At 44.6% G+C, this 12,705-nt stretch carries 14 protein-coding genes; 9 read left to right on the top strand and 5 right to left on the bottom strand.

Annotation, left to right across the window (positions count from 1 at the left end; genetic code table 11):
- The first annotated feature begins 96 nt into the window (after positions 1-96).
- The 8 genes from tgt to SSED_RS15065 all read left to right on the top strand — a co-directional run bounded on the left by tgt (position 97) and on the right by SSED_RS15065 (position 7,001).
- Complete coding sequence (tgt, locus tag SSED_RS15100) at positions 97-1,230, top strand: tRNA guanosine(34) transglycosylase Tgt (protein ID WP_012143229.1); 1,134 nt, start codon at positions 97-99, stop codon at positions 1,228-1,230.
- A 29-nt stretch (positions 1,231-1,259) separates the two neighbouring features.
- Positions 1,260-1,592 carry a preprotein translocase subunit YajC gene (gene yajC, locus SSED_RS15095; RefSeq protein ID WP_012143228.1) on the top strand — a complete coding sequence of 111 codons (333 nt, stop codon included), beginning with the start codon at positions 1,260-1,262 and terminating at the stop codon, positions 1,590-1,592.
- Between the two features lie 17 nt (positions 1,593-1,609).
- Positions 1,610-3,460, top strand: coding sequence for a protein translocase subunit SecD (secD, locus tag SSED_RS15090; protein ID WP_012143227.1), 1,851 nt, complete (start codon positions 1,610-1,612; stop codon positions 3,458-3,460).
- A gap of 12 nt (positions 3,461-3,472) precedes the next feature.
- Complete coding sequence (secF, locus tag SSED_RS15085; RefSeq protein WP_012143226.1) at positions 3,473-4,420, top strand: protein translocase subunit SecF; 948 nt, start codon at positions 3,473-3,475, stop codon at positions 4,418-4,420.
- A gap of 202 nt (positions 4,421-4,622) precedes the next feature.
- A complete protein-coding gene (locus SSED_RS15080; RefSeq protein ID WP_012143225.1) occupies positions 4,623-4,940 on the top strand; it encodes a putative signal transducing protein in 318 nt (105 codons plus the stop codon).
- A 69-nt stretch (positions 4,941-5,009) separates the two neighbouring features.
- The gene (locus SSED_RS15075; protein WP_012143224.1) at positions 5,010-5,369 is read left to right on the top strand and encodes a rhodanese-like domain-containing protein; all 360 of its coding nucleotides are present in this window, start codon (positions 5,010-5,012) and stop codon (positions 5,367-5,369) included.
- Between the two features lie 77 nt (positions 5,370-5,446).
- Entirely contained in the window at positions 5,447-6,358 is a 912-nt protein-coding gene (locus SSED_RS15070; protein WP_012143223.1) for a precorrin-2 dehydrogenase/sirohydrochlorin ferrochelatase family protein, read from the top strand.
- Between the two features lie 103 nt (positions 6,359-6,461).
- Positions 6,462-7,001 (top strand): YaeQ family protein, encoded by a 540-nt coding sequence (locus tag SSED_RS15065; protein WP_012143222.1) that lies wholly within the window; start codon positions 6,462-6,464, stop codon positions 6,999-7,001.
- Between the two features lie 87 nt (positions 7,002-7,088).
- Here SSED_RS15065 and SSED_RS15060 read toward each other — a convergent pair whose 3' ends face one another.
- From SSED_RS15060 to SSED_RS15050, 3 genes are all read right to left on the bottom strand, one after another.
- Positions 7,089-8,525 carry a carbon starvation CstA family protein gene (locus SSED_RS15060; RefSeq protein WP_012143221.1) on the bottom strand — a complete coding sequence of 479 codons (1,437 nt, stop codon included), beginning with the start codon at positions 8,523-8,525 and terminating at the stop codon, positions 7,089-7,091.
- 253 nt (positions 8,526-8,778) lie between these two features.
- The gene (gene btsR / locus SSED_RS15055; RefSeq protein ID WP_012143220.1) at positions 8,779-9,489 is read right to left on the bottom strand and encodes a two-component system response regulator BtsR; all 711 of its coding nucleotides are present in this window, start codon (positions 9,487-9,489) and stop codon (positions 8,779-8,781) included.
- On the bottom strand, positions 9,486-11,162 hold the full coding sequence (locus SSED_RS15050; RefSeq protein WP_012143219.1) for a sensor histidine kinase: 1,677 nt from the start codon (positions 11,160-11,162) through the stop codon (positions 9,486-9,488). Before SSED_RS15050 ends, btsR begins: the two co-directional genes overlap by 4 nt.
- A 162-nt stretch (positions 11,163-11,324) precedes the next feature.
- Between SSED_RS15050 and SSED_RS15045 the strand changes: the two genes are divergently transcribed.
- Positions 11,325-11,567: a YecH family metal-binding protein gene (locus SSED_RS15045; RefSeq protein WP_012143218.1), complete on the top strand. Its 243-nt coding sequence runs from the start codon at positions 11,325-11,327 to the stop codon at positions 11,565-11,567.
- 62 nt (positions 11,568-11,629) lie between these two features.
- On the opposite strand, the gene SSED_RS15040 is transcribed toward SSED_RS15045, so the two are convergent.
- Together SSED_RS15040 and SSED_RS15035 are read right to left on the bottom strand one after the other, a co-directional pair.
- Positions 11,630-11,980 (bottom strand): hypothetical protein, encoded by a 351-nt coding sequence (locus SSED_RS15040; protein WP_012143217.1) that lies wholly within the window; start codon positions 11,978-11,980, stop codon positions 11,630-11,632.
- Positions 11,967-12,635: an AAA family ATPase gene (locus SSED_RS15035; RefSeq protein ID WP_012143216.1), complete on the bottom strand. Its 669-nt coding sequence runs from the start codon at positions 12,633-12,635 to the stop codon at positions 11,967-11,969. The genes SSED_RS15040 and SSED_RS15035 overlap by 14 nt, the downstream gene beginning before the upstream one ends.
- Between the last annotated feature and the right edge of the window lie 70 nt (positions 12,636-12,705).

The raw sequence follows: 12,705 nt of genomic DNA, 5'->3' as shown, positions 1-12,705 counted from the left end.
ATACTCGATTGTTTGCCCTTATCTCTAGTTTTAACGATAGCTTTGTACTGTGTACAAACATTTATGGGTCAGACTGTTTCTCTGGCGAGGTATAAAATGAAATTTGAATTAGATACAACTCAAGGTCGCGCTCGTCGTGGCCGTTTAGTCTTTGAGCGAGGCACGGTAGAAACGCCTGCATTTATGCCTGTTGGTACCTACGGTACCGTAAAGGGGATGACGCCTGAAGAGGTTCGTGCAACCGGTGCAGATATCCTTCTGGGGAACACATTCCATTTGTGGCTTCGTCCTGGCGAAGAGATCATGCGTAAACATGGTGATCTTCATGACTTCATGAACTGGCAAAGACCTATTTTGACAGACTCTGGCGGATTCCAGGTATTCAGCCTGGGTGATATTCGAAAAATCACCGAAGAGGGGGTTCATTTCCGCTCGCCGATTAATGGTGAAAAAATCTTTTTAGATCCTGAAAAGTCTATGCAGATCCAGAACTCTCTTGGCTCTGATGTCGTGATGATTTTCGATGAATGTACACCGTATCCAGCGACAGAAGACGAAGCACGTAAATCGATGCAGATGTCTCTTCGTTGGGCACAACGTTCACGCGATGAGTTTGATAAGCTTGAAAACCCTAATTCTCTGTTTGGTATCATTCAGGGTGGGGTTTATGAAGATCTGCGTGATGAAAGTCTTAAAGGGCTTGTCGATATTGGATTTGACGGTTATGCCGTTGGTGGTTTGGCTGTGGGTGAGCCTAAAGCTGACATGCATCGCATTCTTGAGCATACATGTCCTCAAATCCCAACAGATAAACCGCGTTACTTGATGGGGGTCGGTAAGCCGGAAGATTTAGTTGAAGGTGTACGTCGCGGCGTCGACATGTTCGATTGTGTCATGCCTACACGTAATGCTCGAAATGGTCATCTGTTTACCACTGAAGGCGTTATTAAGATACGTAATGCACGTCATCGTGATGACACTTCACCACTCGATGATAAATGTGATTGTTATACCTGTAAGAACTACTCTCGGGCATACCTGTACCATTTAGATCGTTGTAATGAAATTTTAGGTGCTCGTTTAAACACCATTCATAACCTTAGGTATTACCAAAAGTTGATGGAAGGTTTGCGCGGTGCGATCGAGACAGGTACATTAGACGCCTTCGTTGAGGAGTTCTATACCAGTCAAGGACGCGAAGTCCCTGAAGTTCCTGAATTAACCGATTAATTTTTAACTGAAAATAAGAAGAGAACACTATGTTGATTTCAAATGCTTATGCTGCTGATGCTCCTGTAACTGGCGCCGGTGGCACCATGGAACTGATTTTCATGCTAGTTATATTTGGCTTGATATTCTATTTCATGATTTTCCGTCCACAATCAAAGCGTGTTAAAGAGCACAAAAACCTAATGGGCTCATTAGGTAAAGGTGATGAAGTACTCACCAGTGGTGGTATTTTAGGAAAAATTGCAAAAATCAGTGACGAAAATGACTATGTGTTACTGACGATCAGTGAAACAACTGAAATCACGATTAAAAAGGATTACATTTCAGCTGTATTGCCTAAAGGCTCTATTAAGTCACTTTAAGCCAAGAGGGCGATGGTGTGTTAAATAAATATCCAATGTGGAAAAACCTGATGGTGATAATCATTATCGCCGTTGGTTCTTTCTATGCAATTCCAAACCTCTTCGGGGAAGACTATGCGGTTCAGGTAGTGGCTTCTCGTGGTGCAGAGGTTACGGCAACGACACAGTCGACCGTAAATGATGTTCTTGCAAGTAAGAACATTACAGTAAAGCGTTCAGAGCTTGAAAATGGTCAACTATTGGTTCGTGTGGCTAATGGCGATCAGCAACTGTTAGCTAAAGAAGCGATTGCAGAGTCACTAGGTGATAAATACATCGTCGCCTTAAACTTAGCTCCGGCGACACCTGACTGGCTTGAGTCATTGGGTGGAAGCCCAATGAAACTGGGTCTCGATCTTCGTGGTGGTGTGCACTTCCTGATGGAAGTGGATATGGGTGAAGCCGTTCGTAAGATGACAGAAGCTAAAATTTCTGACTTCAGAACCGATCTTCGTGGCGAGAAAATTCGTTATGCCGGTATTCGTAACAGTGCTAAAGGCATTGAGATTAAGTTCCGTGATGCTGAGAATCTAGCGAAGGCTGAACGTTTCCTCAAGACTCGTGGCAACGATATGGTGTTTACCGATATCTCTTCGGGCGACAGCTATTTCTTAATGGCTAACTTGAGCGAAGCTTATCTTAAGCAGATCAAAGAGGAAGCACTACAGCAGAACATCACAACGATCCGTAATCGTGTGAACGAGCTGGGTGTGGCAGAACCTGTTGTACAGCGTCAAGGTGCAGAGCGTATTATCGTCGAGCTTCCTGGTGTTCAGGATACGGCACGTGCAAAAGATATCTTAGGCGCAACGGCCTCTATTGAATTCCACATGGTGGATGAAAAAGCCGACGCGGCTGCCGCTGCAAGTGGTAGAGTCTCGCCAAGTTCTCAAGTATACAATCGCCGTCAGGGCGGACAAGTTGTACTGCATAAGGCTGTAATGTTGACCGGTGATCATATTCAAGGTGCTCAACCGAGCTTCGATGAATACAGTCGTCCACAGGTGAGCATTAACCTTGATTCAAAAGGTGGGTCTATCTTCTCGAATGTAACTAAGGATAACATCGGTAAGCCGATGGCAACCTTGTTCATCGAGTATAAAGACAACGGTGATAAGAATCCTGATGGTAGTGTGAAGATGCAAAAGATCGAGGAAGTTATCTCGGTTGCAACGATTCAAGCCCGTCTTGGTCGTAACTTCGTGATCACTGGCCTTGAGCACTCAGAAGCGCAAAACTTAGCCCTTCTACTTCGTGCGGGTGCCTTGATTGCACCTGTGACTATCGTAGAAGAGCGTACCATTGGTCCAAGCCTTGGTGCTGAAAACATCCAAAATGGTGTTCAAGCGATGATCTGGGGTATGGCTGTTGTACTTATTTTTATGCTGGTTTATTACCGTGGTTTCGGCCTAATTGCCAACTTAGCGTTGACGGCGAACCTTGTGATGGTTGTTGGTGTTATGTCGATGATCCCAGGTGCCGTACTTACGCTTCCAGGTATTGCGGGCATGGTACTGACTGTCGGTATGGCGGTTGATGGTAACGTGCTTATTTACGAGCGTATTCGTGAAGAGTTACGCAACGGCCGCAGCGTACAGCAAGCGATTCATGAAGGTTACGGTAACGCATTTTCAACTATTGCCGATGCGAACATCACTACATTTATGACTGCACTTATCCTGTTTGCTGTAGGTACGGGTGCTGTTAAAGGGTTTGCAGTAACGCTTATGATCGGTATCGCAACCTCTATGTTTACTGCAATCGTGGGTACTCGCTCAATAGTTAACGCTATGTGGGGTGGTAAACGCGTGAAGAAACTGTCTATATAAGGGTCGTTGATTATGTTTCAGATTTTATCAATAAAAGGCACGATCAACTTCCTTCGCCATGCGGTTCCTATCAGTATCCTCTCTTTGGTACTGGTACTTGGTTCACTAACATCGTTAGCGACCAATGGGATTAACTGGGGATTGGATTTTACCGGTGGTACAGTCGTTGAGCTTGAGTTTTCTTCACCTTCAGATTTAGAAGCACTACGTGCTGAACTGAGCAGTGTTGAGACCGACGGTGCAGTGGTACAGAACTTCGGTTCAAGCCGTGATGTACTTGTTCGTCTCCCTGTTAAGGAAGGCGTAGCGACCGATACTCAAGTTAGCCAGGTTATGGATGCTGCACTTAAATTTGATCCACAAGTGGTTCAAAAACGTGTAGAAGTCGTTGGTCCTCAGATAGGTAAAGAGCTGGCAGAACAAGGGGGCTTAGCTGTTTTAGTCGCTCTTATCTGTATCTTGATCTATGTGTCATTCCGATTTGAGTGGCGTTTAGCCTTAGGTTCTGTCGCTGCACTTGCGCATGACGTTATCATTACTCTGGGTGTATTTTCGCTATTGCAGCTCGACTTTGACCTTACGGTACTTGCGGGTGTCTTGACGGTTGTGGGTTACTCACTTAACGATACTATCGTAGTGTTCGACCGAATTCGTGAAAACTTCCTTAAGATACGTAAAGGCGAGCCTGAAGAGATTGTTAACACTTCAATTACTCAAACTATGAGTCGTACTATTATCACTACGGGCACAACATTAGTTGTAGTAGTAGCGTTATTCCTTAAGGGCGGCACTATGATCCATGGCTTTGCGACAGCATTGCTGATGGGAATATTTGTCGGTACTTTCTCATCTATCTATGTCGCGAGTTTCCTTGCTGTTAAGCTTGGAATTAACCGTGAGCATATGATGCCTGTTGAAATTGAAAAAGAGGGCGCAGATCAAGACGCGCTGATGCCTTAAGCTGTTAAATGCTAAATTGAAAAACCACCTTAGGGTGGTTTTTTTATGTCTTGAATTGAATGGCTATGAACTGATCAGTTATTTAGTGAGATTGGTATGATTAGCACTCGACAGGCTTGCCTGTTTGGCAGTAGGATGTTGGCAGTTAGTCGAGGTAACGCCAGAATTTGCCAGAAGAGCAATAGTTGTTGGGAGAATTAAAATGGAAGAGCGTCGTCGTTTAGTCGCCGGTGGAAATCTACTTCAAGCTCATACCTGGAAAGGGCTTTTAGAGAGTTGTGGAGTAGAGGTTGAACTCAGAGGTGAAGCCCTGCTAGGTGGGATCGGGGAGTTACCCGTCGACCTACAAAATGTAGAGTTGTGGGTGTGTGAGTCACAATATGAGCTGGCTAAGACTCAACTTGAGTCACTTAATACCGATGGTCCGCAATGGCAATGTGTAAAATGTCATGAAATGAACGAAGACAGTTTTGAGCTGTGTTGGCATTGCAGTGCGGAGAGATGTGTCCAGCACAATTAACCCCGTTCTTATAGTTAGATATAATTAATCTAAACTTACCTATCTATCGCCTTTCCGGGAGACTGTAACATGCAACATAATTCTGCATTTTTAGCTTTGGTTGAGAGCATCTTACCTCAGATCACAGAGGTGACGGTTGAGGAGTATCAAAATGATGATGTTTGGCAACTTATCGATGTTCGAGAGGACCATGAATGGTTGAAAGATCACCTGCCTGCAGCGGCTCATCTTGGTCGTGGGATCATAGAGCGAGACATCGAAGTTCGTTACCCGGATAAATCGACGGCATTACTCCTCTACTGTGGTGGCGGCTATCGCTCCGCGCTTGCCGCGATGAACCTTCAACTGATGGGGTATACTCGTGTTGCGTCTTTAGCCGGCGGTTATAAAGCTTGGGTACAGAGACAGCTGCCCTTGGTTCAAGATTAAGCGCTTAAGTTAATAAGGAGCAAGGTTTTCAGGTGGCAAGATTTTTAGGACCCAAGGTTTTCAGGAGCTAACGTTTGATGCAGTATTTTCCATTGTTTGTCGATACCTCCCAGTTAAAAGTGTTACTGATAGGTGCCGGTGAGGTCGCGAGCCGTAAGTTAGATCTCTTGGCCAGAACCGAGGCCGATATCTGTGTTATCGCCTCTGAGATCTCAGCCGAAGTTCAAGCCTATGCCGACAAGGGGCGGATTTCACTCTTCCAGCGTTCTGCTAAAGATGATGATATTCAGGGTGTCGATCTGGTCTACCTCGCGACGGCGGACCAAGTCTTGAATACCACATTGGCTAATGTGGCAAAAAATCGAGGGATATGGGTCAATGTCGTCGATAGTCCAAAGTTATGTCGCTTTATCACCCCCTCTATTGTTGATCGCGGGCGTTTACAAATCGCGATCAGTACAGCCGGTGCAGCTCCGGTTTTTGCTCGTGAGCTAAGATCCCGATTGGAGTCCTGGCTACCAGGTTCATTGACTGAACTGTTTGATTTTGTGGCAGATAGAAGACTAGAGGTACAGCAGAAGTTACCCGTATTTAAACAGAGAAAGTTGTTCTGGGAGCACTTTTTCAAAACCAATGGCGACAAGTTTGATGCTCAGACCTCCATTCATTACGACAACGCATTCCAAAATATCTCAACGGGTGGCGAAATTCTGCTATTAGATGATGAGACTCCGGTTTCAATGCTACCTATTGCGGCTATGCCTTTACTGCAACGATTAGATCATATCTTTAGTATCGAAACGCTACCTTTCGAGCTGAATGAGTTAGTGAGGAGGGATGCGAGTCGTGCTCCGTTGCCACCTCTGAGTGAACTTAGCAGCTTGTTTGATCAGGGAAAGCGATGCCTGATAGTGACAGACACTCAAAAACTGGCTCAGTTGAAGGCACATTTCCCTATGGCAAAACATCTTAAAGCGGGGTCGCTCTAATCATCAAAGCCCAGCTTTCAACCCTTTAATTTTATAACCTTTAGCTTCACGCATGAGCAAATAGGGTACACTAGTGCCAATCTAGATTAATGATGTTAATACGATGGCACCTAAAGCAACAGTTTATAAAGTTCACCTTCAAATCGCAGATATGGATCGTGGTTATTATCACGATCACAACCTAACCCTTGCACAGCACCCCTCAGAAACTGATTCTCGTATGATGCTCCGTCTGCTGGCCTTTGCAATGAATGCCAGTGACACGCTTGAATTCAGTAAGGGCCTTTGTGTCGAAGATGAGCCGGAGCTTTGGGAAAAATCACTTATCGGTGATATAGAGCTTTGGATTGAGTTCGGTCAAAGTGATGAGAAGTGGCTTAGAAAGGCGAGTGGTCGTTCAAAGCAGGTACAGCTCTTTGCCTATGGCGGTCGCAGTGTACCTATTTGGTGGAAACAGAACGAACAAACATTTGAGCGTTATAAAAACCTGAAAGTGTGGAATATTCCTGAGGATTCCGTCAAAGAGATGGGAGAATTAGTCAGTCGAAGTATGACGCTTCAATATAATATCAGCGAAGGGCAGATCTGGGTCTCTAATGACATCGGAAGTGTACTCGTTGAGCCTGAGCTCTTAAAAGAATAAATCTCTCGCCGTAGATATAGCAAAAAGCCAGTCTCATGACTGGCTTTTTAACGTTATACCGATCGGTATGAGCTAAATCGTCAAAGGTTAAACCTCTTCGGTTACTCCTTCATCACCTTTGCCCTTAGTCTTGATGATAATCAATGAGGCAATAACGGCAGTAGAGACAAGACCAGCTATGGTTGAAACCGTGATAGGCAGTCCCGCTCCTAGAGTGTGCGAGCTTAGCAGGAAGCTAATCACTACTGTGGTCATGAACATGGCCGGTGCCGTACAGATCCAGTGGAACTTGTTGTGTCGCAGCAGGTATGCCGAGGCAGTCCATAGCATCATTACAGCAGTCGTTTGGTTTGCGACACCGAAGTAACGCCAGATAACACCGAAGTCAACCTGAGTCAGAATAGCACCCATGATAAATAGTGGGATGGCTAACATTAAACGCTTAGGTAATTCAGTTTGTGGCATCTTGAAAAATTCAGACAGAATTAAACGAGCCGAGCGGAAGGCTGTATCGCCTGAGGTAATTGGCAGAACAATAACGCCTAAGATAGCCATAAAGCCGCCTACTGTGCCCAGAAGTCCTGTTGATGCTTCATATACAACGTTTGCCGGGTTACCCGCCATTCCTGCGTTGAGGCCTTCAACACCACCGAAGAAAGATAGGGCAATGGCGCACCAGATAAGCGCTATCACACCTTCACCTATCATAGCCCCAAAGAAAACGAAGCGACCGTTAGTTTCATTTTCTACACAACGAGCCATTAAAGGAGACTGAGTCGCATGGAAGCCGGATACCGCACCACAGGCAATAGTGATAAACAGTGCAGGCCACAAAGGCATATCATTAGGGTTAAGGTTAGTCAGGAAGTCACCGGCTTCGAAGCCTGGTAATAGTGTGTACTCACTCGAGACCATGATGGCAATAGTCAGACCTATTGACATGAAGAGCAGAAGCGCACCGAAGAATGGATAGAGTCTACCGATGATCTTATCGACAGGTACAATGGTGGCGATAAGATAATAAGCAAAGATAAAGCCCAGGAAGATTGATACGTCCCAACCGGTAAGCTTTCCAAGTAGTCCGGCGGGCGCCGAGATAAATACTACACCGACAAGTAATAGCAATATGATGGCAAATACATTCATAAAGTGCTTAGCGCCTTTACCTAAATATTTACCCGCCAGGTTTGGTACTGATTGACCGCCATTACGAACAGATAACATACCGGAGAAGTAATCATGAACCGCACCGGCAAAAATACAGCCGAATACTATCCATAACATGGCCGCCGGGCCATAGAGAGCACCAAGAATAGGACCAAATATGGGGCCCACACCGGCGATATTGAGCAGTTGAATCAGGTAGACCTTGCCCTTGGACATAGGCACGAAATCTACGCCGTCGGTTTTAGTAAATGCCGGAGTTTGGCGTTGAGCACTGATACCGAAGACCTTCTCTACGAAAGTACCATAGACAAAGTATCCACCGATAAGCAGGCCGACACACATTAGAAACCACATCATAATTACTATCTCCTATTTTGAGTTGGCCTCAGTGTAAAGAGATCTGATATTTAGAAAACCGGGAAAAAGGTGAGTGGTCGGATTGAGGGGGTTAACGGTTTCATATCGACCCCGAGTGGTTTTGGTTTGTTACAAGTCTGATAGCTTGTTTGCCGAAATGTTAAGCCGTTTGGCAGCGAAGCTTAAGCTCCGCTGCACTCGTCGCTTTCGTCAAACATCTTATGTCATAAGGCTCGATTAAAAAACGAACAAATTATAAAAAACCAAACATCTGCTTCAGTGGCTTTAAGTAACGCCTCGAAACAGGAACTTTAGCGCCGGAGACTGTGGTGACTTCGGCGCCGGTTTCCTGGACCTCTATTTCAGATATTGCTTCAGGGCTTATCAGGTATTGTCGATGGCATTTGATCAACGAGGTTTTCTCTTCCAGCACTTTCAGGGTTAAGTGGGTATGTGCTTGTTCCCTATTGGTCGCAACATGAACACCACTGAGATCGCTGAATACAAACTCAACCTCTTTAATCGATATCACCTTAAGCTTACTTCCGGTATAGCAGGGGAGGTGAGTTAACTGCTCTGGCGCAATGATGCTGACAGATTTTGGTTGAAAATCTTTTCTGACCCGATTTAATGTCTGTTGAAGCCTTTTTTCATCGATAGGCTTTAACAGATAATCGAAGGCGTAATTATCGAATGCCTTGATGGCAAATTCATCGTAGGCGGTAACGAAAACGATACGCGGCATTATGTCAGGATCCAGCATGCCAATGAGTTCAATACCTGTGATCCTCGGCATCTGGATGTCCAGGAAGATCAACTGAGGCTTAAGTTTTGTGATCATCTGCAATGCTTCGATAGCATTACTGCATTGGCCGATGATCTCTATGTCTGAGCTTTCACTCAGTAGGTCGGCTAACTCTTCTCGAGCAAAAAGCTCATCATCGATAATTAGTGATGTGATCACGACTGGGTTTCCGTATATGGTAGCTTAATGCTGACTCTGGTGTATTCATCTTTGCGGCAATCGACATCGATACCAAATTCAGATCCAAACTGATTTTGAATTCGTTTATGAACCAAATTCATCCCCAGACCCTCCGAATTGTTATCTGACTGGTATAGCCCTGCATTATCAATTACCTCTAATATTAATAAATCATCGCGTACCTTGCCAGTAACTCTTATAAGACCTTGCTCTAACATATGGCTGGTACCATGCTTCACTGCGTTTTCAATGATGGGCTGCAAGGTAAATGCGGGCAGGCGAAAGGTAAGCAGTAGATCAGGGATATCAATCTCAACGTTTAGTTTATCGATAAAACGTGCTTTCTCGATGGTCAGATATGAATCAATATGTTCAAGTTCATCCGAAAGTGTCACGAGTCCTGTGGTGCGTTTGAGGTTAATTCTTAAAAATTGAGATAATTGTTGGATCAGTTGTCTTGCCTTTAAGGGATCTCTTTTTATGATGGCTGCGATGGTATTGAGCGCATTGAAGAGGAAATGAGGGTTAACTTGTGCCTGCAATAACTTTAACTCAGCCTGAGTGAGTAGATTTTGTTGACGTTCGAAGCGACCGAATAAGATCTGGTTCGATAATAATCGACCAATTCCCTCACCCAGCGTTCGGTTTATGTTAAGAAATAGCTTGTTCTTTGGCTCGTAAAGTTTAATTGTTCCAATTACCTCATTTTCACATCGAAGCGGGATCACTAAGCTGGAGCCTAGTCGACATTGTGGGGAGATGGAGCAGGAGTATGCCATGTTGACTCCGTCGGCAAACATGACACAGTTATTATCTATGGCATCTTGAGTTATTTTCGATGATATCGGAGTGCCTGGAATATGATGGTCGGCGCCTGTTCCGATAAAGGCCAACAGATGCTCTCTATCGGTTATCGCAACGGCTCCAACATGGGTTTCTTCGATAATAATCTGGGCAACCTGGGTACTACTTTCTTGATTGAACCCCTTCGATAACACCCCAACGCTGCGTTCGGCAATTTTTAATGCTTGAGTTGAGAATGCGGATGAGAGTTTGTCGAACATGGTTTTTTGATCTCTTACCATACTCATAAACAGGGCTGCACCGATAGAGTTCACTAAGAGCATCGGAAGGGCTATCTGTTTAACCAACGCCCATGCATCGGAAAAAGGCTGGGCGACGAGTAGAATAACCCCCATCTGAAGCATCTCTGCACAGAAGGTCACCAGGCAGACCAACAAAGGGGCGTATATCAGCTCACTCTTATCTTGTCTTCGTAAATAGAGGCTGATCATTCCCGCCGAAAACCCTTCGAGAGTAGTAGAAATAGCACAGGCAACATCGGTGAAGCCTCCCATGCTATATCTGTGTAAGCCTCCTGTGAGACCGACCAGAAAGCCGGTAACGGGCCCGCCTAACAGACCGCCTAAAACGGCCCCCATGGCACGGGTGTTGGCGATGGCATCGTTAGTTTGTTCACCGAAGTAGGTTGCCATGATGCAAAAGCCAGAAAAGATCAGGTAGATGAATATCTTATGAGGCAGGCGAGTCGCGGCTTCTGCAAAAAATTTGAACAAGGGGGTCTTACTGACAAGGTAGACCAGCACTAAGTAGAGGCTCATCTGTTGGGTTAAAAGTAAAATCAAAGACATGAATAAGGATCCCAATGAGTCATGTTGGCATTCAGTAGCAAGAAAAGCAGATTATCAATTCAAATTATGATTGATACCTATCTGTGAGTGTAAGATCAAAGTTTAATTTTCGAAAATTATTTATAAAGGGATAAATAATTTATATCTTATATGAGGCAACCTATGTCGAATTCGGTACATGGCCATCAAGTCATGGAATTAATGTTAACCCTAGGGAAAGCGATTAGCAAAGAGGATCTAAAACTCCTGATGCATGAAAAATTCGGAGAGAACGCTTGTTATCACACCTGTTCAGCAAATGAAATGACTGCTGAAGAGCTGATAGCGTTTCTGGAAAAGAAAGGAAAGTTTACTGAGTCGGAGCAAGGCATAGAGACCGCGGCTGATCGTATCTGCAATCATTAAAGATACAGTTTTACAATCGCAGTGACAGAGGTCACTGCGATTAGCTCAATACTAAGTCGGTTTCAATGGTCGTCGCAGATTGCAATAATCGAATCTTGTTCAACCTTACTTTTATTCGAAAATTCATGAATTAAGATTCTGATCAGCCGTGATTTTGCGATTTTAGACTGGCTCGCAAGCTTATCCAGTATGCCAATCGATTCCTCTGTTAATGAAAACGTCGCATGCTTATAAATTTTTGTGGAGTGTTTATCTAACCCCTTATGTTTGCTAGTGGTGAGCTTTTTTCTGTTGCGACTAACCACACTGGGTTGTCCGAAGGCATAATTATTTGCGTCTTCGATAAAATCCTCGATAGAGACATTTTTACGAGGTGCTGTCTTCTTTCTTCGCTTTAGGTCAGTTAAGCTCATAGCAATTTTCTGGTTCTATAGCAAAAAGTTCATCCGCAATCGCGTGAATTTCCATTGCAGCCTTTCCTCCGGGATCAATCTCAATGACAGAGGAGCCTTGCTCTTCACTATCATCATAGATATTTCTACTGAAAGTGACGGCATTTAATACCCTTAAACCGAAGGATTGCACAACTTCTTTGGCCTCAAGTATTCGTTTAAATTGGCTGGGAAGCGAAGGGCATTGAGTCATCACAATAGTTGCGACCATCTTGGGGTTGACCATCTTACAGGTGCTTAACATATCTTCCATATGAGGAAGGGTCTTAAGATCACGACGCTTAGGCCTTAAAGGTAAAACCACATAAGTCGCTACCGACATGGCGGCTCGCATTGCAAGGTTATCTTGACCACCACAATCGACAATGACATAGTCAAATCTTTCATCTTGGCTCAATAAGTCATTACGAATTTTTCCGTAGAGCTGGATACAGTTAATGGTTGGAAGGTTAGGATCTTCATTACGTGCCTGGATCCAGTCGGATGTTGTGCGCTGGGGATCGCAATCGACCATCAGTACGTTGGCTTGAAATTTTTGAGTAATATGAACAGCCAGATTCTGGGCCATGCAGCTCTTACCTGCCCCCCCTTTTTCGCCACCCACAAGCAATATCATAAAAATATCTCCATATCCTTTCGCACCAATTACCCTTGGTTATTAAGTACGTTAAGTATAGAACAGACTC

It is taken from the genome of Shewanella sediminis HAW-EB3 (assembly GCF_000018025.1).
Taxonomy (GTDB): domain Bacteria; phylum Pseudomonadota; class Gammaproteobacteria; order Enterobacterales; family Shewanellaceae; genus Shewanella; species Shewanella sediminis.
The sequence above is the reverse complement of the archived record's forward strand: the minus strand, read 5'-3'. Positions and strand labels throughout refer to the sequence as shown.